Origin of the sequence: Streptomyces xanthophaeus (assembly GCF_000725805.1) — a bacterium.
GTDB lineage: Bacteria > Actinomycetota > Actinomycetes > Streptomycetales > Streptomycetaceae > Streptomyces > Streptomyces xanthophaeus.
Genome location: NZ_JOFT01000017.1, coordinates 260,064 through 280,414 on the forward strand (window position 1 = coordinate 260,064; position 20,351 = coordinate 280,414).

General features: G+C 72.3%; 20 protein-coding genes. 10 read left to right on the forward strand and 10 right to left on the reverse strand.

Annotated elements, in window-relative coordinates; genetic code table 11:
- Nucleotides 1–31 precede the first annotated feature (31 nt).
- A complete protein-coding gene (locus tag IO30_RS0111815) occupies nucleotides 32–1,630 on the reverse strand; it encodes an ABC transporter substrate-binding protein (RefSeq protein ID WP_031142046.1) in 1,599 nt (532 codons plus the stop codon).
- Between the two features lie 202 nt (nucleotides 1,631–1,832).
- On the opposite strand from IO30_RS0111815, the gene IO30_RS0111820 reads away from it, so the two are divergent.
- Complete coding sequence (locus tag IO30_RS0111820; RefSeq protein ID WP_037893731.1) at nucleotides 1,833–2,780, forward strand: fibronectin type III domain-containing protein; 948 nt, start codon at nucleotides 1,833–1,835, stop codon at nucleotides 2,778–2,780.
- Nucleotides 2,781–2,918: 138 nt separating this feature from the next.
- Entirely contained in the window at nucleotides 2,919–4,943 is a 2,025-nt protein-coding gene (locus IO30_RS0111825) for an ATP-binding protein (protein WP_031157336.1), read from the forward strand.
- A 143-nt stretch (nucleotides 4,944–5,086) separates the two neighbouring features.
- Here IO30_RS0111825 and IO30_RS0111830 read toward each other — a convergent pair whose 3' ends face one another.
- On the reverse strand, nucleotides 5,087–5,272 hold the full coding sequence (locus IO30_RS0111830; protein ID WP_031142052.1) for a DUF5999 family protein: 186 nt from the start codon (nucleotides 5,270–5,272) through the stop codon (nucleotides 5,087–5,089).
- A 155-nt stretch (nucleotides 5,273–5,427) separates the two neighbouring features.
- Between IO30_RS0111830 and IO30_RS0111835 the strand changes: the two genes are divergently transcribed.
- Nucleotides 5,428–5,874, forward strand: a complete 447-nt coding sequence (locus IO30_RS0111835; RefSeq protein ID WP_031142054.1) for an SRPBCC family protein — start codon at nucleotides 5,428–5,430, stop codon at nucleotides 5,872–5,874.
- 146 nt (nucleotides 5,875–6,020) lie between these two features.
- Here the strand turns inward: IO30_RS0111835 and IO30_RS0111840 are convergent, their stop codons facing one another.
- Nucleotides 6,021–7,253 (reverse strand): acyl-CoA dehydrogenase family protein, encoded by a 1,233-nt coding sequence (locus tag IO30_RS0111840; RefSeq protein ID WP_031142056.1) that lies wholly within the window; start codon nucleotides 7,251–7,253, stop codon nucleotides 6,021–6,023.
- A gap of 205 nt (nucleotides 7,254–7,458) precedes the next feature.
- Between IO30_RS0111840 and IO30_RS0111845 the strand changes: the two genes are divergently transcribed.
- Nucleotides 7,459–8,103, forward strand: coding sequence for a TetR/AcrR family transcriptional regulator (locus IO30_RS0111845; protein WP_031142058.1), 645 nt, complete (start codon nucleotides 7,459–7,461; stop codon nucleotides 8,101–8,103).
- 35 nt (nucleotides 8,104–8,138) lie between these two features.
- Here the strand turns inward: IO30_RS0111845 and def are convergent, their stop codons facing one another.
- Nucleotides 8,139–8,693: a peptide deformylase gene (def, locus tag IO30_RS0111850; RefSeq protein ID WP_031142060.1), complete on the reverse strand. Its 555-nt coding sequence runs from the start codon at nucleotides 8,691–8,693 to the stop codon at nucleotides 8,139–8,141.
- A 123-nt stretch (nucleotides 8,694–8,816) separates the two neighbouring features.
- Here def and IO30_RS0111855 point away from each other — a divergent pair, with 123 nt between their 5' ends.
- The 6 genes from IO30_RS0111855 to IO30_RS0111880 all read left to right on the forward strand — a co-directional run bounded on the left by IO30_RS0111855 (nucleotide 8,817) and on the right by IO30_RS0111880 (nucleotide 14,114).
- Nucleotides 8,817–10,055 carry a MurT ligase domain-containing protein gene (locus IO30_RS0111855; RefSeq protein ID WP_031142062.1) on the forward strand — a complete coding sequence of 413 codons (1,239 nt, stop codon included), beginning with the start codon at nucleotides 8,817–8,819 and terminating at the stop codon, nucleotides 10,053–10,055.
- 19 nt (nucleotides 10,056–10,074) lie between these two features.
- Nucleotides 10,075–10,803: a type 1 glutamine amidotransferase gene (locus IO30_RS0111860; RefSeq protein WP_031142064.1), complete on the forward strand. Its 729-nt coding sequence runs from the start codon at nucleotides 10,075–10,077 to the stop codon at nucleotides 10,801–10,803.
- Nucleotides 10,804–11,016: 213 nt separating this feature from the next.
- A complete protein-coding gene (locus tag IO30_RS0111865; protein ID WP_031142066.1) occupies nucleotides 11,017–12,042 on the forward strand; it encodes a 6-phosphofructokinase in 1,026 nt (341 codons plus the stop codon).
- Nucleotides 12,043–12,132: 90 nt separating this feature from the next.
- The gene (locus tag IO30_RS0111870; RefSeq protein ID WP_031142068.1) at nucleotides 12,133–13,089 is read left to right on the forward strand and encodes a cytochrome c oxidase assembly protein; all 957 of its coding nucleotides are present in this window, start codon (nucleotides 12,133–12,135) and stop codon (nucleotides 13,087–13,089) included.
- A 32-nt stretch (nucleotides 13,090–13,121) separates the two neighbouring features.
- Nucleotides 13,122–13,280, forward strand: coding sequence for a hypothetical protein (locus tag IO30_RS45920; RefSeq protein WP_031142070.1), 159 nt, complete (start codon nucleotides 13,122–13,124; stop codon nucleotides 13,278–13,280).
- Between the two features lie 123 nt (nucleotides 13,281–13,403).
- Nucleotides 13,404–14,114 (forward strand): lysophospholipid acyltransferase family protein, encoded by a 711-nt coding sequence (locus IO30_RS0111880; RefSeq protein ID WP_031142072.1) that lies wholly within the window; start codon nucleotides 13,404–13,406, stop codon nucleotides 14,112–14,114.
- Nucleotides 14,115–14,183: 69 nt separating this feature from the next.
- Here the strand turns inward: IO30_RS0111880 and IO30_RS0111885 are convergent, their stop codons facing one another.
- The 6 genes from IO30_RS0111885 to IO30_RS0111910 form a co-directional block, all read right to left on the reverse strand.
- Nucleotides 14,184–15,863: an alpha/beta hydrolase gene (locus IO30_RS0111885; protein ID WP_051902135.1), complete on the reverse strand. Its 1,680-nt coding sequence runs from the start codon at nucleotides 15,861–15,863 to the stop codon at nucleotides 14,184–14,186.
- Between the two features lie 198 nt (nucleotides 15,864–16,061).
- On the reverse strand, nucleotides 16,062–16,898 hold the full coding sequence (locus IO30_RS0111890) for an urease accessory protein UreD (RefSeq protein WP_078904640.1): 837 nt from the start codon (nucleotides 16,896–16,898) through the stop codon (nucleotides 16,062–16,064).
- Nucleotides 16,883–17,578: an urease accessory protein UreG gene (gene ureG, locus IO30_RS0111895; RefSeq protein WP_031142078.1), complete on the reverse strand. Its 696-nt coding sequence runs from the start codon at nucleotides 17,576–17,578 to the stop codon at nucleotides 16,883–16,885. The genes IO30_RS0111890 and ureG overlap by 16 nt, the downstream gene beginning before the upstream one ends.
- Nucleotides 17,579–17,622: 44 nt before the next feature.
- Nucleotides 17,623–18,297, reverse strand: coding sequence for an urease accessory protein UreF (locus IO30_RS0111900; protein ID WP_031142080.1), 675 nt, complete (start codon nucleotides 18,295–18,297; stop codon nucleotides 17,623–17,625).
- Between the two features lie 16 nt (nucleotides 18,298–18,313).
- Nucleotides 18,314–20,035 carry an urease subunit alpha gene (locus tag IO30_RS0111905; protein ID WP_031142082.1) on the reverse strand — a complete coding sequence of 574 codons (1,722 nt, stop codon included), beginning with the start codon at nucleotides 20,033–20,035 and terminating at the stop codon, nucleotides 18,314–18,316.
- Nucleotides 20,028–20,339 (reverse strand): urease subunit beta, encoded by a 312-nt coding sequence (locus tag IO30_RS0111910; protein WP_031142084.1) that lies wholly within the window; start codon nucleotides 20,337–20,339, stop codon nucleotides 20,028–20,030. The genes IO30_RS0111905 and IO30_RS0111910 overlap by 8 nt, the downstream gene beginning before the upstream one ends.
- Nucleotides 20,340–20,351 lie beyond the last annotated feature (12 nt).

A 20,351-nucleotide genomic window follows, 5' to 3' on the forward strand; every position in this document is an offset into this window, starting at 1 on the left:
CCGGACGGAGCGGGAGGTCACTGTGCTCGGCTCACTTCTGCTTCGGCTTCCAGCTCTCGACGTTCCACCACGGGCCGGAGCCGAGGCCGTGGTCGTGCGGCTCGACCTGGGTGGTGAGCCCCTCCCACTTGTCGTTCACGACGTACAGGTGGTCGATGTGGGTGAGGAAGACGTAGCCCGGGTCCTTCACGAGCTCGCGCTGCACGGTGTCGTAGGCCGCCTTGCGGGCGGCCGGGTCACCGCTCCTGCGGGCGTCGGTGAGGGCCTGGTCCACCGTCGGGTTGGCGTAGCGGGCCATGTTGTTGAAGCCGTCGCCCGCGAGGGAGGAGGTCAGCAGCTGGTACTGGTCGAAGTCGGGGTCGGCCGGGGAGCCGCCGCCGGCGAGGACCGCATCGGTCTTCATCCGGGGCTCGATGACCTCCCAGGTGCCGGCCTCGGTCCTGACCTCGATGCCCGCCTTCTTGGCGTCGGAGGCGAAGGCGAGCGCGTGGTCCTGGCGGATCTTGTCGCCGGAGGTGTACCAGAGCGGGAAGGAGGCGCGGACCCCGTCCTTGACGCGGATGCCGTCGTCGCCCGGCTTCCAGCCGGCCTCGTCGAGGATCTGCCGTGCCCGGTCGGGGTCGTACGGGCGCTCGGTGCCCTCCGCGAACCAGGGGCTGCCGGTGGGGACGGGTCCGTAGGCGGGCTTGCCCGCGCCTTCCAGGAGCTTGTCGACCATGGCGCCCCGGTCCACGGCGACGTCCAGCGCCCGGCGGACGGCGACGTCACCGGTGACCTTGTTCTCCGTCGGGAGGGTCACGTTGCGGTAGTCGAAGGTCTTGGCCGCGTACGTGCGCGCGGCGCCCTTCTCGAAGCCCTTGGCGAGGTTCGGCGGGAGGATCGCCGCGTCCAGCTCGCCGGAGCGCAGCCGGGTGAGGCGTACGTCGTCGTCCTTGATGACGGCCATGGTGAACTTCTTCACGGCGGGCTCGCCGCCCCAGTAGCCGGGATTGGCCTTGAAGCTGAGCTTCTCGCCCTTGGACCAGCCGGTGAGCACGTACGGGCCGGTCCCGACGGGCTGCGTGGTGAAGTCCCCGCTGTTCACGTCCTGCCGTCCCGCGACGTGCTCGGGGGCGATGGGCAGGACGGTGCGCTCGGCGAACGGCGCGTAGGGGTACTTCAGGGTGAAGACGACGGTGTCGTCACCGCGGGCCTCGACGCTCTCGACGGCGTCCAGTTCCGTCTTGGACGCGTTGTTCGTCGCGGGGTCGAGGATGGTCCGGTAGGTGAAGACGACGTCCTTGGCGGAGAAGGGCACCCCGTCGCTGAACTTCACGCCCTGGCGCAGGACGTAGGTGTAGGTGCGCCCGTCCGCGGAGACCTCGGGCAGGGCCTGGGCCAGCGCGGGCTTCAGCTTCATGTCCGCGTCGTGCGTGAGCAGTCCGTCGAAGACCTTGGAGTTGCCGTCCTTGCCGTAGCCCAGGAGCGGGCTGAGGCTCTCCGGTTCGGTGGCGATGCCCACCACGGCGGAGGCTGCGTCCCCGGTACCCGCCGCGGCTCCTCCCGCGGGGTTCGAGCAGGCCGCCACGCCCGTGATGAGTGCGGCGGCCAGCATCGTGCCGGCCGCTCCCCGTACTGTCCGGGCCGTCATGCTGTGCACATCCCTGTTTACGATCATCTGTTATTGCAAAGAGATCGCAATAATGCCAGACGAGGGCAGAAGAAGACGAACCGGGCCACATCGAGGACCATTTCCGGCCACCGGTCCGACCGCGCACGGGTCTTGCCGGGCCTCCGCCCCGCGTGCCATATATGTCTAGACCTTTACGAGGACGCGGAAGAAGGCACCCCCCGTGCGACGCACCGCCCCCACGCTCGCCCTCTGCCTGGCCCTCTGGGGTGCGGCGGCGTGCACCGCCGCCGACACCGAGCCCCCGCCCGCCCCGGCCGGGCTCACCGCCCAGGCCGGCAGCGCCACCACCGTGCACGTCATGTGGGAGGCCGCGGCGCCCCGCGACGGGGTGACCGGCTACCAGGTCTTCCAGGGCGGCCAGCTGGTCCGGGAGCTCCCGGCCGAGAAGACCATGACGGATGTCACGGGGCTCAGCCCGCAGACCGGCTACGCGTTCACCGTCCGGGCCCGGGACGCCGCCGGGAACCTCTCCGCGGACAGCCCGGCCGCCCAGGTGACCACCCCGGAGGCCAAGGCCGAGGACCGCTCGCCGCCCACGGCCCCCGCGACGACCACGGCCCGCCCCACCGGCCCGCGCACCGCCCGGGTGTCCTGGTCCGCGGCGACGGACGACACGGGCGTGACGGCATACGACGTCTACCAGGGCGGTGTCCGGATCCACACGGCCGGCCCGGCCGAGAGCGGCACCGACCTCACGGGTCTCCAGCCCGACGCCGTCTACACCTTCACCGTCCGGGCCCGGGACGGGGCGGACAACTCCTCCTCCGACGGCCCCGCGGTGGACGTGACCACCCCGCCCGCTTCCGGACGGGGACCGGGCACCGCACCCGCCGAGTTCACCGCCACCGCCTCACCGGGCACGGTCACCCTGACGTGGACGGCCCCGGAAACCGGCCGCGAGACCAGCGAGTACCAGCTCTACGTCAACGAACAGCCCACGACCGTCATCCAGTTCGGTGCAGGAGCGGTACCGAGCGGCAGAGCCGAACACCAGCTCACCGTGACCGAGCCGGCGGGTACCGTCTGGGCCGTGAAACTGCGGGCCAGACTGCCCGACGGCAACTGGGGCGCCTTCTCCGCCGAACGCCGGATCGTGCTCGTAGCGTGAAATCCGACAGTCGATCTGGCTCGATCGGCACTGCCGCGAAATAAGATCACGCACAATACATCCGTGTTCGGTGAGTACTCGGTCAACAACAATCAGGCAGGACCCGCGGACGGCGACCCTGCGCCAGACTGTGGCGCCGTGCCGGGAAACCTGCCGCCGGAATCGGCGAGCTTCGTCGGCCGGGAGCACGAACTCGGCTTATTGAAAGACCTCTTGGGGGAACGGAGACTGATCACCCTCACCGGGGTGGGCGGTGTCGGCAAGTCCCGCCTCGCCCTGCGCGCCGTCAGCGGCGGCCGCCAGGCGCGGCGCGACGGCGTCTGGTGGGTGGAGCTGTCGCCGATGCGCGACCCGGCTCTGCTCACCACCACCGTCGCGCACGCCATCGGCCTCGCCGACCATTCCTCGCGCCCCCTGGACGAGGAACTGTGCGCCTGGATGGCCGACAAGGACCTCCTCCTCGTCCTCGACACCTGCGAGCACCTGGTGGCCGAATGCCGGCACCTGGTGGGCGAACTCCTGCAGTCCGCACCCGGACTGACCGTGCTCGTCACCTCCCGTGAGCCGCTCGGCTCCCCCGGGGAGACCCTCTTCGAAGTCCGCCCGCTGCCCTGCGACGGCCCCGACAGCGACGCCCTCGCCCTCTTCCGGACACGCGCCCTCGCCGCCACCCCCAGGGCGGCCGCCGCCTTCGAGGACCCGGCGCTGTGCGCCGTCGCCGCCGAGGTGTGCCGCCGCCTGGACGGGATCCCGCTCGCCCTGGAACTCGCCGGTGCACGGCTGCGGTTGTGGACGCTGGAGGAGATGGCCGAACGGCTCGGCACCCGCCTCGACGTCCTGTCCGACCCCCGCCCCGAACTGCTGCCGCGGCACCGGACGATGCGCACCGCGATCGGGTGGAGCCACGAACTGTGCGAGCCGCTGGAACGGCTGCTGTGGGCCCGGCTCTCGGTCTTCACGGGGGACTTCGACGTCGCCGCCGCCCGCGCCGTGTGCTCCGGCGGCCCGCTGCCCGCCGCGCGGGTGGAACGGGTACTGGCCGGCCTGGTCGCCAAGTCGGTGGTCCGCTGCACCGACGAACGGGGGGCGGGCGCCCGCTACCGGATGCTCGACACGATCCGCGAGTACGGCCACGACTGGCTGGACGAGCTCGGTGAGACCCGGGTCGTCGCCGACCGCCACGCGCACTGGTACGCGGCCCTCGCCCAGGCCGCCGACCGCGGCTGGCTCGGCCCCTCCCAGGTGGACTGGTACCGCAGGACGACCGCCGAGCACCCCCAGCTGCGCACGGCCCTGGAACACCTGCTGGGCGCCGACCCGACGGCCGCGCTGGAGATGGCCGGCGCCCTGTGGTTCTACTGGTTCGCGTGCGGGCACGTGCACGAGGGCCGGAACTTCCTGGAACGGGCCCTGCGGGCCGCCCCGCACGCCGGAGCCGCCTACACCCAGGCGCTGTGGGCCCTCGGGCTGACGACCCTGCTCCAGGGCGACCTGGCCGTGTCCCGGGAGCTCGGCATGGAGTGCACCCGTGAGGCGGCCCGGCTCGCGGACCCCGAGCGGGAGCTGCGGGCGGCCTATCTGCACGCGGTGGCGGTCCTCATGCCCGGGGACCCCGTACGGGCCCTGGAACTGGCCGGTCCGCGGGCCCGGGCGGGCCACGGCGGCCGGACCAGCGCGCCCGGCTGGCTGCTGTGCCGCCTGGCCACGGGGTACGCACTGTGCGACCTCCAGCGCTACGAGGAGGCGGCCGAGGAGGCACGGGCCCTGCGGGAGGCCTGCGCGGAGCTGGGCGAGCGCTGGCTGCGGGCCTACGCGGACTACATCCTGGCGGTGTCGGCGCTGGGCCTGGGCCACCACGGCGAGGCCGCCCGGCACGTCCGGGCGATGCTGTCCGGGAAACGGCTGCTCGGCGACCGCTTCGGCATCGCGCTGGGCCTGGACGTACTGGCGGCGGCGGTGGCGGCGCTGGGCGACGGGGAACTGGCGGCGCGGCTGCTGGGCACCGGGCACGCCTGGTGGCGCACGGTGGGGCGGCCGCAGATGGGCGGCTCGCCCTCGCTGACGGCCCTGCGGGACCGAGGCGAGCGCCAGGCGCGGGCGGCGATCGGTGACGCGGCCTTCGAGGCGGCGTTCCTGGGCGGCGCGGCGGCGCCCACCGGCTGAGCGGCTGCCGGTGGGCGCGCCGGGTCCTGGGCTCCCGTCAGTACGGGAGGGGTCTGCCCGACGGTGTGCGCAGGTCCAGGTCTCGGGGGGCGGGCTTGGGGACGGGCTTGCGGATCAGCTGCTGGCGCATGCTGCCTCCTCGGTCAGACCAGGGCCGGGCGGCGGGGTTCCACCGCGCGGCCGTCGGGGAGCAGTTCACCGGTGTCGTCGAAGACCACCGCGCCGTTGCAGAGCAGGCTCCAGCCCTGTTCGGGGTGGAAGGCCACGGTGCGGGCGGCATCATGATCGGCGCTGTCGGCCGTAGGGCAGGGGGGCTGGTGGGAGCACATGGCGCACCTCCTCGCAGAGTGGGGCGGGAGGGCCGGTGGTCACCCGGTCGAATCCGCGATCCACGGTGGCGGTGAGTATTGCTGATCGCCACCCCTGGACGGAACCCATATTCGTGGTCCAGTTCAGGGTGTGTATGCCCGATTACGATGCGCTCATGCCCGTTATCCGGATCGTTCACCGCACGTTCCTGCCGCCCTCCGAGGCATGGCTGAGGCTGACGGACTGGGAGCGGCACGGCGCCCAGGTCCCCCTCACGCGGACGATCGTCACGACGGCGCCGCCGAACGGAGCCGGGACGGTCTTCACGGCGCGCACCGGAGTGGGCAGGATCACCTTCGACGACCCGATGGAAGTCGTGCTCTGGCAGCCTCCGACGCCGGGGGCGCCGGGCACGCCGGGGCTGGTCCGCCTGGAGAAGCGCGGGCGGACGGTGACGGGCTGGGCGGAGATCGAGGTCAGGCCGGTGCCCGCCGGGGGCAGCGAGGTCCACTGGCGCGAGTCCCTGCGCGTACGCCCCCTCCCCCGGTTCCTGGACCCCCTGGTCACGGCGGCGGGGCGGGTCTTCTTCGGCCGCGCCCTGCGCGGCCTGCTGCGCCCCTGAGCCCGGGGCGCCCGGGGCGGCGCCCAGGGCGCGGCCGGGCGTGACCCGGGCACGGCCCGGGTGGGGGTCCGGGCCGTGGCCGGGTCACGGCCGTGCGGGGGTGCGGGCGTACGGGCGTACGGGCGTACGGGCGTACGGGCTGGTGCCTAGCGGATCGGCATGTCGGAGATCGTCCGCGCGATCACCAGCCGCTGGATCTCGCTCGTGCCCTCGAAGATGGTGTAAATGGCGCTGTCACGGTGCATGCGCTCGACCGGGTACTCGCGGGTGAAGCCGTTGCCGCCGAGGATCTGGACCGCCTGGGCGGTGACCTTCTTGGCCACCTCGCTCGCGAACAGCTTCGACATGGAGCCCTCCGCCGAGGTGAAGGGCCGGCCCGCGACCGCCATCCAGGACGCCCGCCACACCAGCAGCCGGGCCGCGTCGATCTGGGTGCGCATGTCGGCGAGCTGGAAGGCCACGCCCTGGTTGTCGATGATCGGGCGGCCGAACTGGGTGCGGGTCTTCGCGTAGTCGAGGGCGACCTCGTACGCGGCGCGCGCCGTGCCGACCGCCATGGCGCCGACGGCCGGGCGCGAGGCCTCGAAGGTGGCCATGGCCGCGTTCTTCACGCGCTCGCCGGAGCCTCCGCTGCGGGCCCGCTCGTGGGCCCGGGCGAGCCGCTCGTCCAGCTTCTCCTTGCCGCCGAGGAGGCAGGAGCCGGGGACCCGGACGTCCTCCAGCACCACTTCGGCGGTGTGCGAGGCCCGGATGCCGTGCTTCTTGAACTTCTGTCCCTGGGTCAGCCCCGGGGTGCCCGGCGGGACGATGAAGGAGGCGTGCCCCTTCGTGCCGAGGTCCGGGTCGACGACGGCCACGACGATGTGGACGTTGGCGATGCCGCCGTTGGTCGCCCAGGTCTTGGTGCCGTTCAGCACCCACTCGTCCTTGGCCTGGTCGTAGACCGCGCGGGTGCGCATCGCGCCCACGTCGGAGCCCGCGTCCGGCTCGGAGGAGCAGAAGGCGGCGACCTTCACGTCGTCCGGGGTGCCGTACATCTGCGGGATCCAGGTGCCGATCTGCTCCTCGGTGCCGTTGGCGACGACGCCGATGGCCGCGAGCCCGGTGCCCACGATCGACAGGGCGATGCCCGCGTCGCCCCAGAAGAGCTCCTCCATCGCCATCGGGATGCCGAGGCCGGTGGGGTCGAAGAACTGCTGGGCGTAGAAGTCCAGGGAGTAGATTCCGACCTTGGCGGCCTCCTGGATGACGGGCCAGGGAGTCTCTTCGCGCTCGTCCCATTCCGCGGCCGCGGGCCGGATCACGTCGGCGGCGAAGCCGTGGATCCAGTCGCGGACCTGCTTCTGGTCGTCGTTGAGCTCCATGGTGAACTCCGCCATGTCCCCTCCAGCTGTCTGTGCTCGTCCACGTGCATGTTACTACCGGTAACCGGCAGAGTGGCCACAGTCTGTTACCGGCGAGTAAGCACTGTCAAGCAGCGTCGGAACACCCGGAGGACCACCACCGATTCGATCGCGAGGGTGTGCGGGGTGTTACGTTGCGTGGGCGTCACGCACATCGCAAGGGCGGGGAGAGAAACACGTCATGGAGACCACGCAGCGGGCCGGCGAGCCGGGAGCGGCCGAACGCCGGCGGCGGGAACTGCTCGAAGCGGCCGACCGGGTCGTGCTCAGGGACGGCCCGAAGGCCTCCATGAACGCCATCGCGGCCGAGGCGGGGATCACCAAACCCATCCTCTACCGGCACTTCGGCGACAAGGCGGGGCTCTACCAGGCCCTCGCCGTCCGGCACACGGACGCCCTGCTCGACTCGCTGCGGGCGGCGCTCGACGCACCGGCCGAGCGCAGGCAGCGGGTGGAGGCCACGCTGGAGACCTACCTGGCCGCCATCGAGGCCCGCCCGCAGGTCTACCGCTTCCTGATGCACCCGGCCGAGGACCCGCAGGCCACCGAGCGCGGATTCGACGTCGGCCAGCACTCGGCCCCGCTGCTGCGCCGGCTCGGCGAGGAGCTGGCCCAGGTCATCGGCGAACGCGTGGACCTCGGCCCCGGCGGCGAACGCCTCGCCCGCATCTGGGGCCACGGCATCGTCGGCATGATGCACGCGGCCGGGGACTGGTGGCTCGTCGAACGCCCCTGCACGCGTGCGGAGCTGGTCGCAGGCCTGACCGACCTCCTGTGGGGGCGGCTGGCCACGGCGGGCAACCGGGCCGACGGCCCCGGCTTCTGAGAGGGGGCCGGGCCGGGCCGCCCGGCCGGCCCGGCTCAGACCGCCGAAGCCCCGGCGCCCCACGGGGTCTTGCGGATCGCCCGGCGGAGCCTGCGCGCGCGCAGCCCCGTGACCCGGTCCGCGTACACCGTGCCCGCCAGGTGGTCGCACTCGTGCTGGAGGCAACGGGCGAAGAAGCCCGTACCGGAGATCCGCACGGCGGCTCCGTCGGAGGTGACCCCCTCGACCACCGCGTGGTCGAAGCGGGCCGTGCCCGCCTCCAGGCCCGGCAGCGAGAGGCAGCCCTCGGGGCCGAGGAACTCGTCCCCGTCGGCCGTCAGCAGGCGGGGGTTGACCACGTGCCCGACGTGGCGGACGTCCTCGTCGTCGGGGCAGTCGTATACGAACACCCGCTGCCCGACGCCGATCTGGTTCGCTGCGAGGCCGACGCCCTCGTGGGCGTACATCGTCGCGAACATGTCCTCGATGAGCCGGTCGAGGGCCGGGCCGAACTCGGTGACCTCCGCGCAAGCGGAATGGAGCACCGGATCGCCCAGCAGGCTCATGGTGCGGACGATGCCGGAGGTACCGGGGATGGGGCGCTGTCGCATGGCGGTAAGAGTACGACGGGCGAATATATGAGGAGATCTGCGGCGACCCGGGGGCGCCGCGGTCAAGGCCCCGGCAGGTACTGGATAGGCTGGGGCCGACCGACGCAAGGAGGACAAGGGACGATGGCAGGCAACACGGAGCCGCTTTCGCCGCGGGCCAAGCTGGCCGTGACGGCGGGCAAGGCCGCGGCGGCGGTGTCGCGGGCCGCGGGACGCGGAAGCGGATCGGTGATCGGTGGCAAGGTCGCACTCAGGCTCGACCCCGATCTCCTCGGAGCGCTGGCGCAGCATCTCGATGTCGTCCTCGTCTCCGCGACGAACGGCAAGACCACGACGACCCGGCTGATCGCGGAGGCCCTGCGGGCCAGCGGTCCGGTCGTCTCCAACGCCCTCGGCGCGAACATGCCGGCGGGCATCACCTCGGCACTGGCGGGCGGCTCGGACGCCAAGTACGGCGTCATCGAGGTCGACGAGAAGTACCTGGCCGGAGTGGCCCGGGACGTCACCCCCAAGGTGATCGCCCTGCTGAACCTCTCGCGCGACCAGCTGGACCGCGCCGCCGAGACCCGCATGCTCGCGGAGAAGTGGCGCGAGGGCCTCTCGGGCTCGAAGGCGGTCATCGTCGCGAACTGCGACGACCCGCTGATCGTCTGGTCGGCCTCCTCGTCCCAGAACGTGGTGTGGGTCGCGGCCGGCCAGGAGTGGAAGGACGACGCCTGGTCGTGCCCCTCCTGCGGTGGCGTGATGCAGCGCCCGGGCGACGACTGGTTCTGCGGCGAGTGCGGTTTCCGCCGCCCCACCCCCAGCTGGGTGCTCTCCGGCGACCACGTGCTCGACCCGCACGGCAGCGCCTGGCCGATCCACCTCCAGCTGCCCGGCCGCGCCAACAAGGCGAACGCCGCCACCTCGGCCGCAGTGGCCGCGGTCTTCGGCGTCCCGCCGCAGGTGGCCCTGGAGCGGATGTACCAGGTGCAGGCCGTGGCCGGCCGCTACGACGTGGTGAACTTCCAGGGCCGCGAACTGCGGCTGCTGCTCGCCAAGAACCCGGCCGGCTGGCTGGAGACGTTCTCGCTGATCGACCCGCCGCCGACCCCGGTGATCCTCTCGGTGAACGCGCGCGGCGCCGACGGCACCGACACCTCCTGGCTGTGGGACGTGGACTACCCGCGCCTGGCGGGCCACCCGATCTTCGTGATCGGTGACCGCAAGCTGGACCTGGCGGTCCGCCTCGAGGTCGCGGGCCTGGACTTCCGGGTGTGCGAGACCCTCGACGAGGCCGTGCAGCTGGCGCCGCCCGGACAGATCGAGCTGATCGCCAACTACACCGCCTTCCAGGACGTGCGCCGCCGCGTCGGCAACTAGTACCCATAAGGACAAGAGCATGAGCGACAACAGCCTGCGTCTGGTGTGGGTCTACCCCGACCTGCTCAGCACGTACGGAGACCAGGGCAACGCCCTCGTGGTGGAGCGCCGCGCGCGCCAGCGCGGCCTGGACGTGCAGCGCGTGGACGTGCGCAGCGACCAGCCGATCCCCACCTCGGGCGACATCTACCTGATCGGCGGCGGTGAGGACCGCCCGCAGCGGCTGGCCGCGGAGCGCCTGGTGCGCGACGGCGGTCTGGAGCGGGCCGTCTCGAACGGGGCGATCGTCTTCTCCGTCTGCGCCGGTTACCAGATCCTCGGCAACGAGTTCGTCAACGACATGGGCGAGCGCCAGCAGGGCCTCGGCCTGCTCGACGTGGTGACCGTGCGCGGCGAGGGCGAGCGGTGCGTCGGCGACGTCCTCGCCGACATCGACCCGCGCCTGGGCCTGCCGCAGCTGACGGGCTTCGAGAACCACCAGGGCGTCACCCACCTCGGTCCGACGGCGCGGCCGTTCGCCCGGGTGAGCATGGGCCGCGGCAACGGCACCGGCGACGGCACCGAAGGCGCGTACAACGACACCGTGTTCGGCACCTACATGCACGGTCCCGTGATGGCGCGCAACCCGCACATCGCGGACCTGCTGCTGAAGCTGGCCCTCGACGTGAACGCGCTGCCGGCCATAGACGACCGGTGGTACGACGCGCTGCGCGCCGAGCGCATCGCGGCGGCGACGCAGCCCGCGTAGCGCCGCGCGGGCCGCTCATCGGGGCGGCCCCGACGCCATATGTTCGGCCCGGATTCCCTTGGGGGGACCGGGCCGACGTGGTTTCGCACGAGGTGCGCGACCAGGATGTGGAGGATGGTTCAGTCCACTGCTCCGGCGCTTGTAGGGTGACGTTAGTTCCCACCGGACGACGTGGTCCGGTCCTCGGCCACGTTGCAAAGGTCTCTTCCTGCCATGCGCATTGGTGTGCTCACTTCCGGTGGCGACTGCCCCGGCCTCAACGCCGTCATCCGCTCCGTCGTACACCGGGCCGTCGTCGACCACGGCGACGAGGTGATCGGCTTCCACGACGGCTGGAAGGGCCTCCTGGAGGCGGACTACCGCAAGCTGGACCTGGACGCCGTCGGCGGCATCCTGGCCCGCGGCGGCACCATCCTCGGCTCCTCCCGGGTCCAGCCCGCGCATCTGCGCGACGGCGTGGAGCGCGCCCGCGGGCACGTCGCCGACCTCGGTCTGGACGCCATCATCCCGATCGGCGGCGAGGGCACACTGAAGGCCGCCCACCTGCTCTCGCAGGCCGGTCTGCCGATCGTCGGCGTCCCGAAGACCATCGACAACGACATCGCGTCCACCGACGTCACCTTCGGCTTCGACACGGCCGTCGGCGTCGCCACCGAGGCGCTGGACCGGCTGAAGACCACCGCCGAGTCCCACCAGCGCGTGATGGTGGTGGAGGTCATGGGCCGCCACACCGGATGGATCGCCCTGCACTCCGGCATGGCGGCCGGCGCGCACGCGATCGTCGTCCCCGAGCGCCCCTTCGACATCGACGAGCTGACGGCGATCGTCGGCGAGCGGTTCTCCGCGGGCAAGCGCTTCGCCATCGTCGTGGTCGCCGAGGGCGCCAAGCCGCGCGCCGGCTCGATGGACTTCCAGGAGGGCGGCACGGACATGTACGGGCACGAGCGGTTCGCCGGCATCGGCAACCTGCTCGCAGTCGAGCTGGAGAACCGCCTCGGCAAGGAGGCCCGGCCGGTGATCCTGGGCCACGTGCAGCGCGGCGGCACGCCCACCGCGTACGACCGGGTCCTGGCCACCCGCTTCGGCTGGCACGCCGTGGAGGCCGCGCACCGCGGCGAGTTCGGCATGCTGACCGCCCTGCGCGGCACGGACATCGTGATGGTCCCGCTCGGCGATGCGGTGCAGACCCTCAAGACGGTCCCCGGGGACCGGTACGCCGAGGCGCAGAACGTGCTGTGACGCCCGCCCCGCGGGTGGCGGCCCCCGGGTGCGGATGCGCCCGGGGGCCCCATTACTGTGGTGGGGCGTCACAGTCAAGGGAGTGAACAGATGGATCACAACGGGCACGGCATGGACATGCACATGGACCTGCCGCCCTTCACTCTCGGTCGCGGTCTGGAGTTCTCACCCGACGGCTTCTTCCTCGTCGGCTCGCTGCTCGGGCTCGCCCTGTACGGGTGGGGCGTGCTGCGGCTGCGCAGGCGCGGGGACGCCTGGCCGCTGGGCCGGACCGTGGCCTTCACCCTGGGCGTGCTGAGCGTCGTCCTGGTGATGTGCACCAAGCTGAACGACTACGGCATGGTCATGTTCAGCGTGCACATGGTCCAGCACATGGTGATCAGCATGATCACCCCGATCCTGCTGCTCCTCGGGGCGCCGATGACACTGGCGCTGCGCGCGCTGCCGCCCGCCGCACGCGGCAGCAAGGGGCCGCGCGAGCTGCTCCTGATGCTGCTGCACAGCCGGTACATGCGGATCGTCACGCACCCGGCCTTCACCATCCCGATGTTCATCGCCAGCCTCTACGCACTGTACTTCACTCCGCTCTTCGACTTCCTGATGGAGAGCCGGACCGGGCACATCGCGATGATGGTGCACTTCCTCGCGGTCGGCCTGATCTTCTTCTGGCCGATCATGGGCATCGACCCGGGTCCGCACCGGCCCGGCTACGTGATGCGGATGCTGGAGCTCTTCGCCGGGATGCCGTTCCACGCCTTCTTCGGCATCGCGCTGATGATGGCCAGCGAGCCGATGATCAAGACGTACGCGAACCCGCCCGCTTCCCTCGGCATCGATCCGCTGCTGGACCAGCAGTGGGGCGGCGGCATCGCGTGGGCCTTCAGCGAGATCCCCTCCGTGCTGGTGCTGATCGCGCTGGTCTACCAGTGGTACCACTCCGAGCAGCGGGCGGCGAAGCGCTCCGACCGGGCCGCGGACCGTGACGGCGACCAGGAGCTGGAGGCGTACAACGCTTATCTGGCCTCACTCCAAGCGCGTGGTCAGTAGCGGATTCCCGCCTCGGCGCGCCACCATGGGGCATGACCGGATCTGTTAAGGCGATGGCTGTCATGACCTTCGCCGCTCTGGTGGCCGTCGCCGCGTATTCCGTGGCCCTCGGCAGCAACGGCTGGCTGTGGTTCGGCTGGGTGGTGCTGGGGCTCCTGACCGCCGGGATGGCCGCCTCCCGCAGCACGTGAGCGCGACCGGTGCCCGGACCGCTCGATCAGGCCAGTGTGATCAAAGGTGGCCCCGCGCTGCCGGACCGGCACTGACTGTCCGTACGATGGCCGTGACAACGGGACATCGACGGGAGCGGCCTGGTGTTCTACCACTTGCTCAAGCACGTGTTGCTCGGTCCGCTGCTGAGGCTGCTGTTCCGGCCGCGGATCGAGGGACTTGAGAACATCCCGGCAGAGGGGGCCGCGATCATCGCGGGCAACCACCTGTCGTTCTCCGACCATTTCCTGATGCCCGCGATCCTCAAGCGGCGCATCACCTTCCTGGCGAAGGCCGAGTACTTCACCGGCCCCGGGGTCAAGGGCCGGCTCACCGCCGCGTTCTTCCGCAGCGCCGGCCAGATCCCCGTGGACCGCTCCGGCAAGGACGCGGGGCAGGCCGCCCTGCGCGAGGGGCTCGGGGTACTGGCCAAGGACGAGCTCCTGGGCATCTATCCCGAGGGCACGCGCTCGCACGACGGGCGGCTCTACAAGGGCAAGGTGGGCGTGGCCGCGATGGCGCTGGGCGCGGGGGTGCCCGTCGTACCGTGTGCGATGGTCGGCACCTTCGAGATCCAGCCGCCCGGGCAGAAGATCCCCAAGGTCCGGCGGGTGACGATCCGCTTCGGCGAGCCGATGGACTTCTCCCGCTACGCGGGGCTCGAAGGCGAGCGGGCCGTCCTGCGGGCCGTCACCGACGAGATCATGTACGCCATCCTCGGACTGTCCGGCCAGGAGTACGTCGACCGCTACGCGGGCGAGGTCAAGGCCGAGGAGGAGGCCGCGCGGAAGAAGGCCCGGCGCACCTCGCGCTGAGCCTTCTCCCCCTGCGTGCCTACGCGGCCACGGGACTGCAGGTCTTACGGGACTGCAGGACCTACGGGACTACGGGCGGACCGTCTGGCGGACCGCCGGGAGCTCCTCCTGCGCCGGGAGGTCCGAGGCCGGAGCCTGCTCCAGGGACTTCGCGGCGGCCGGCGCCGGGGCGACCGGGGCGGCGTGCGAGGCGCACGTCACGTCCTTGGCGTCGACCTTGCCGGTCAGCAGGTAGGCGTCCACCCGCGTGTTGATGCAGGGGTTCACCAGACCGGTGACCCCGTGGGAGCCCGCGTCCCGCTCGGTGATCAGACGCGATCCGGCCAGCCGCTTGTGCAGCGAGACCGCACCCTTGTACGGGGTGGCGGCGTCCCGCTCGGACTGGACGATCAGCACCGGCGGCAGACCGCGCTTGGCACCGACCTCGATCGGGGTGCTCTGCTTGGACTTCCAGGTCGCGCAGGGCAGGTTCATCCACGCGTTGGACCAGGTCAGGAACGGGTACTTCGCGTGCAGCTTGCTGTTGTCCCGGTCCCACTTCGCCCAGCTGGTGGGCCACTTCGCGTCGGCGCACTCGACGGCGGTGTACACGGCGTTGCCGTTCTCGGAGGCCGCGTTGCCCTGGATGTCGGACATGTCCGGGGCGATCGCGTCGACCAGCGCCTGGGTGTCCCCGGCGAGGTACTTGCTCCAGGTCTGGGCGACGGGCACCCAGGAGGAGTCGTAGTACGGGGCGCCCTGGAAGAAGCCGATCAGCTCGGCCGGGCCGACGACCCCGCCGATCGGGTCGGCCTTGGCCGTGGCGCGCAGCTCCTGGTACTTGGCCTCGACCTTGGCGCGGGTGTCGCCGATGTGGAAGACCGCGTCGTTCTTGGCGACCCAGTCCTGCCAGTCGTGCCAGCGGGTCTGGAAGGCGACGTCCTGACCGAGGTTGGCCTCGTACCAGATGTTGTCCTGGTCCGGGTCGACCACGCTGTCGACGATCATGCGGCGCACGTGGGTCGGGAACAGGGTCGCGTAGACCCCGCCGATGTAGGTGCCGTAGGAGACGCCGAGGAAGTTCAGCTTCTGCTCGCCGAGCGCGGCGCGGATGACGTCCAGGTCGCGCGCGGTGTTCGGCGTGGTCATGTGCGGCAGCATCTCGCCGCTGCGCTCCTTGCAGCCGTCCGCGTACTCGGCGGCGAGTTTGCGCTGGGCACGCTTGTCGGCCTCGGAGTCCGGGACCGGGTCGGCCTTGGGGGCCTTCACGAACTCCTGCGGGTCGATGCAGGAGATGGGCGCCGAGTGGCCGACGCCGCGGGGGTCGAAGCCCACGAAGTCGTAGGCCTTCGAGGCGTTCACCCACAGCGGGCTCTTGGTGGTGACCCGGCGCGGGAAGCGCATGCCGGAGCCGCCGGGGCCGCCCGGGTTGTAGATGAGCGCGCCCTGGCGCTCCTCCTTGGTACCGGTGCTGCCGATCCGGTCGACCGCGATCTCGATGGTCTTGCCGAACGGCTTGGTGTAGTCGAGCGGGACCTTCACCCAGCCGCACTGGATGGGCTTCTCGAAGCCCCAGTCGGCAAGACAGTCCTTCCAGTCGATCCCGGTGCGCGCGGCGCGGGCGGCGGCGATCTGCACGCCCGCCGCCTCCGCGGCCCCGTTGTCACGGCCGGCCGAGGCCGCTCCGGCGGGCGGGGCGAGCAGCAGGCCCGCCGCGAGTGCGCCGGTGATGAGAGTGGCGGCGCTCCCGAGCGTCGCGGTGCGTATCACGTGGTGGTTCCCCCTGCGTCATGTGCCGCCGTGGGCAGCCTGGTTCGGTCGGGTTCGGTCATCCCGGGTGCAAGGGGATCCTTGTCGCTCACCAGTACCCGGCAACAGGGCGTGGCCGCGTTCTTTGCCAACCCGATAACCGGGGAGGTGTGTACCGCTGAGCGGAGCCCGCTTCGTCCCCCCGCGCCCGGCCCTCCGTCACCAGCCGTACGACTCCAGGGCCGCGTCGAGGAGTTCGCGCAGCCGCAGGGCGTCGGGGGCGAGGGCCGTGACGAGGAGGGCGGGCCCGGCCAGCGGGGTGACCGCGGCGAACTCCCCGAGTACGGCCGCCTCGGGGGGCGCCTCGGCGAAGGCCGGGTCCACGAGCAGGAGTTGGCCGAGCGCCCGGTGGCCTGCCAGTCCCGCCGGGCCGTCCCAGCCCCCGGGCGCCCCTGGTCCGCAGCGCAGCTCCTGGTCCAGGAGCGGCCGGCCGCCGCGGTTGACGGTGAGGCGGCTGCGCAGCAGGCCCGGGCTCTCCCCCGTACGGCCCAGCACCTGTTCCTCGCGCAGCAGCAGCCGTGCACCGGGGGCCAGTTCGGCCCGGGTGTGCATCCGCAGGTCACTGCCCCGTACGGAGACCAGCGGCTCCGGCAGCCAGCGCACCTCGGCTCCGTCCTCCAGGGTCAGGCGTACGTCGTAGCGCGCGGGTTCGCCGCCGCGGCCGGGCAGCGCCAGGGTGGCCGCCGCAGAGGTGAGGGCGAGCCGGGCCCCCGGTCCGGCGGTGGCCTCGACGGTGAGGTGGTCCCCGCCCAGCGGGGCGCTCATGGCACCGACCAGCACGACCCCGGCCCCGGCCCCGCGGCCCCGGACCCGGCGCAGCGCGAGCGGCCCCTCCCCCGCCAGCAGGGGCAGGGCGGTGGAGCCCCGCCCGTCGGCGACGGCGTGGATCCGGGCGGTGGCCCGCAGACCCGCAGCGGGCGGGGCCGGCACGGTGGGCGGGGTGACGGGCGGGGCAGGCGGGGCGGCAGCCGGGGCGACGGTCACCGTGCGGCCCATGCGGCGATCCGCTCGCGCACCCAGGCGGCCACCGGTGCCACCCCCTCCGGCCCGCGCAGCGACTGGAAGGCGACGGGCAGTTCGCCGCGCTGCTCGGCGGCGTCGCGGGCCATCCGGTCCAGGTCGGAGCCGACGTGGGGGGCGAGGTCCGTCTTGTTCACCACGAGCAGGTCGGCGGTGGTGACGCCGGGGCCCCCCTTGCGCGGGATGTCGTCCCCGCCTGCCACGTCGATGACGAAGATCTGGGCGTCGGCCAGGCCGCGGGAGAAGGTGGCGGTGAGGTTGTCCCCGCCGGACTCGACGAGGATCAGGTCGAGCGGACCGCTGTCCCGGAAGGCCTCCTCCAGTTCCTCGACGGCCTCCAGGTTGGCGGAGATGTCGTCGCGGATGGCGGTGTGCGGGCAGGCCCCGGTCTCCACGGCGGTGATCCGCTCCGGCGGCAGCACGGCCTCGCGGAGCAGGAACTCGGCGTCCTCGCGGGTGTAGATGTCGTTCGTGACGACGGCCATGGAGAACTCGCTGCGCAGGGCGCGGCAGAGCGCGGCGACGGTGGCGGTCTTGCCGGAGCCGACGGGCCCGCCGAGGCCGATGCGCAGGGCCCGGCGCGAGCCGTCCGCGCGCAGGGGCGCGGCGCTGTGGGTGTGCCGGTGCGGGTAGGTCACGGCGTGGTCGAGGTGCACGGGGTTCTCCTTGAGGTGGTGGGTCGGTCGTCCGGGGCGCCGGTTCAGGAGGCGAAGAGGCGTACCGCCCAGTCGGCATGGACCTGCGCCGCGATCTCCAGCAGCGGTGAGGAGGCGGCCGGCAGGGCGTCCGGGCCCTCGGTACGGGCGCGCAGCGCGGCCCGCTCCGCCCGGGCGGCCACGGCGTCGAGCTCCGGGGCGAGCCGGGCCAGCACCCCGCTCGCCTCGAAGGGGTCCAGGCCCAGCAGTCGCACGGTCGCGGTGGCGGGCCCGCCGACGGCCTCGTACGCCGCCACGTGCGCGGCGTCGCGCGGTCCGAGTCCGGCCGCCCGGGCGGTGACGCCGAGCACCACCGGCTGGTGCGCTCCGCGCGGGAAGGCGGCGGCCAGGTCGTCCAGTTCGGGGGCCGGCCAGGTGGCACGGGCGGCCCTCATCAGCTGCCGGCCCAGCCTGCGGGCCGCGGTGCGCAGTGCGGGCGAGGGGGTGCGGGCGTCGGCGGCGGCGTCGAGCTGCGCCGGGTCGAGCCCGAGGGCCGCGGCCGCGGCGAGTCCGGCGGCGGTGAGGCCCGCGGTGTGCAGGCGGCCCCGGCAGAACTCCTCCAGGGTGGCGGCGTCGTGGATGCGGCCCGCCTTGCAGGCGGCCTCGGCCCCGCCGGAGTGAGCGTGGCCCCCGGCGGGGAAGCGGCCGTCGGCGAGGACGAGGAGCGCGGCGAGGCTCATCGGGTGAGGTCTCTCATCAGAAGAGGAAGTAGCGCTGGGCCATGGGCAGTTCGTGGGCGGGGGCAGGTTCCACGACTTCTCCGTCGATGCTGACGGTGAAGGTGTCGGCGTCGACCTCCACGCGCGGCATCGCGTCGTTGCCCCGCATGTCCGCCTTGCTCACCTTGCGGGTGCTCTCGATGGCCACGAACTCCTTGCCGAGGCCGAGCCGTTCGGGGAGTCCGTCGTCGAGCGCGGCCTGCGCGGTGAAGTTGAGCGAGTTCAGCCCCGGTGCGCGGCCGCGGGCGCCGAACATGGGGCGGGGCAGGACGGGCTGGGGGGTGGGGATGGAGGCGTTGGCGTCGCCCATCTGCGCGTAGGCGATCTGGCCGCCCTTGATGACCAGTTCGGGCTTGACCCCGAAGAAGGCGGGGCTCCACAGCACCAGGTCGGCGAGCTTGCCGGTCTCGACGGAGCCGATCTCGCGGGCCAGTCCCTGGGCCACGGCCGGGTTGATCGTGTACTTGGCGACGTAGCGGCGGGCCCGGAGGTTGTCGGCGGGGCCGTCGCCGGGGAGGAAGCCGCGGCGCTTCTTCATCACGTGGGCGGTCTGCCAGGTCCGCAGGATCACCTCGCCGACCCGGCCCATGGCCTGGGAGTCGGAGGAAATGATGGAGATGGCCCCGAGGTCGTGCAGGACGTCCTCGGCGGCGATGGTCGAGGGCCGGATGCGGGACTCGGCGAAGGCCAGGTCCTCGGGGACGGCCGGGTTGAGGTGGTGGCAGACCATCAGCATGTCGAGGTGTTCCTCGACGGTGTTGACGGTGTGCGGCCGGGTGGGATTGGTGGAGCTGGGCAGCACGTTGGGCTCGGAGACCACGGTGATGATGTCGGGCGCGTGCCCGCCTCCGGCGCCCTCGGTGTGGTACGAGTGGATGGTCCGCCCGCCGATGGCCGCGAGGGTGTCGCCCACGAATCCGGCTTCGTTGAGGGTGTCGGTGTGGATGGCGGCCTGGACCCCGGTCTCCTCGCACACGCTCAGGCAGGCGTCGATGACGGCGGGGGTGGTCCCCCAGTCCTCGTGGAGCTTGAAGCCGAGGGCGCCGCCGCGCAGCTGGGAGTGCATGCCCTCGCGGGACATGGTGTTGCCCTTGCCGAGCAGGCCGATGTTGACGGGGTAGGCCTCCAGCGCGGCGAACATCCGGGCCAGGTGCCAGGGGCCGGGGGTGACGGTGGTGGCCTTGGTTCCCTCGGCGGGTCCGGTGCCGCCGCCCACGAGGGTGGTGGTCCCGGAGGCGAGGGCCGCCTCGACGACCGTCGGGGAGATGAAGTGCACGTGGGCGTCGACGGCTCCGGCCGTGACGATCTTCCCGTTGCCCGCGATGATCTCCGTCTCCGGTCCGATGACCAGGGCGGGGTCCACCCCGTCCATGGTGTCGGGGTTGCCCGCCTTGCCGATGCCGCAGATCCGGCCGCCGCGGATGCCGAGGTCGGCTTTGACGACCCCCCAGTGGTCGAGGACGACGACCCCGGTGATCACGGTGTCCGCGGCTCCCTCGGCGCGGGTGGTGCGGGCCTGGCCCATGGATTCGCGGATGACCTTGCCGCCGCCGAAGACCGCCTCGTCGCCGGAGCGGCCGGGGCCGCCGCTGAGGTCCTGCTCGATCTCGACGAAGAGGTCGGTGTCGGCCAGCCGGATCCGGTCACCCGCCGTCGGCCCGAAGAGGTCGGTGTACTCCTGGCGCGAGAGCTCAGCCATCGAGCGGCCCCCCGGTCTCCCCGCGCAGTCCCGGTACGGTGCGCAGTCCGCCCAGCGGTACGAGTTCCACCGCGACCGGGATGCCCGGCTCGAAGCGGACGGCTGTGCCCGCGGCGACGTTGAGCCGCAGTCCGCGGGCGGCGGCGCGGTCGAAGTCGAGGCCGGGGTTGACCTCGGCGAAGTGGTAGTGGGAGCCGACCTGGACGGGGCGGTCGGCGGAGTTGAGGACGACGAGACGGGTGACGGTGCGGCCCTCGTTGAGGAGCACCGGGCCGTCCCCGTGGGCGATTTCGCCGGGGATCATGCGGATCCGCCC

What these genes read in the sequence shown, in the direction of transcription:
- IO30_RS0111835 (WP_031142054.1), top strand. Translation starts at nt 5,428, where the DNA reads ATGCCCGTTATCCGGATCGTTCACCGCACGTTCCTGCCGCCCTCCGAG.
- IO30_RS0111855 (WP_031142062.1), top strand. Translation starts at nt 8,817, where the DNA reads ATGGCAGGCAACACGGAGCCGCTTTCGCCGCGGGCCAAGCTGGCCGTG.
- IO30_RS0111815 (WP_031142046.1), bottom strand. Translation starts at nt 1,630, where the DNA reads ATGACGGCCCGGACAGTACGGGGAGCGGCCGGCACGATGCTGGCCGCC.
- IO30_RS0111865 (WP_031142066.1), top strand. Translation starts at nt 11,017, where the DNA reads ATGCGCATTGGTGTGCTCACTTCCGGTGGCGACTGCCCCGGCCTCAAC.
- IO30_RS45920 (WP_031142070.1), top strand. Translation starts at nt 13,122, where the DNA reads ATGACCGGATCTGTTAAGGCGATGGCTGTCATGACCTTCGCCGCTCTG.
- IO30_RS0111830 (WP_031142052.1), bottom strand. Translation starts at nt 5,272, where the DNA reads ATGTGCTCCCACCAGCCCCCCTGCCCTACGGCCGACAGCGCCGATCAT.
- IO30_RS0111845 (WP_031142058.1), top strand. Translation starts at nt 7,459, where the DNA reads ATGGAGACCACGCAGCGGGCCGGCGAGCCGGGAGCGGCCGAACGCCGG.
- IO30_RS0111860 (WP_031142064.1), top strand. Translation starts at nt 10,075, where the DNA reads ATGAGCGACAACAGCCTGCGTCTGGTGTGGGTCTACCCCGACCTGCTC.
- def (WP_031142060.1), bottom strand. Translation starts at nt 8,693, where the DNA reads ATGCGACAGCGCCCCATCCCCGGTACCTCCGGCATCGTCCGCACCATG.
- IO30_RS0111840 (WP_031142056.1), bottom strand. Translation starts at nt 7,253, where the DNA reads ATGGCGGAGTTCACCATGGAGCTCAACGACGACCAGAAGCAGGTCCGC.
- IO30_RS0111900 (WP_031142080.1), bottom strand. Translation starts at nt 18,297, where the DNA reads ATGAGCCTCGCCGCGCTCCTCGTCCTCGCCGACGGCCGCTTCCCCGCC.
- IO30_RS0111890 (WP_078904640.1), bottom strand. Translation starts at nt 16,898, where the DNA reads ATGGGCCGCACGGTGACCGTCGCCCCGGCTGCCGCCCCGCCTGCCCCG.
- IO30_RS0111910 (WP_031142084.1), bottom strand. Translation starts at nt 20,339, where the DNA reads ATGATCCCCGGCGAAATCGCCCACGGGGACGGCCCGGTGCTCCTCAAC.
- IO30_RS0111870 (WP_031142068.1), top strand. Translation starts at nt 12,133, where the DNA reads ATGGATCACAACGGGCACGGCATGGACATGCACATGGACCTGCCGCCC.
- IO30_RS0111905 (WP_031142082.1), bottom strand. Translation starts at nt 20,035, where the DNA reads ATGGCTGAGCTCTCGCGCCAGGAGTACACCGACCTCTTCGGGCCGACG.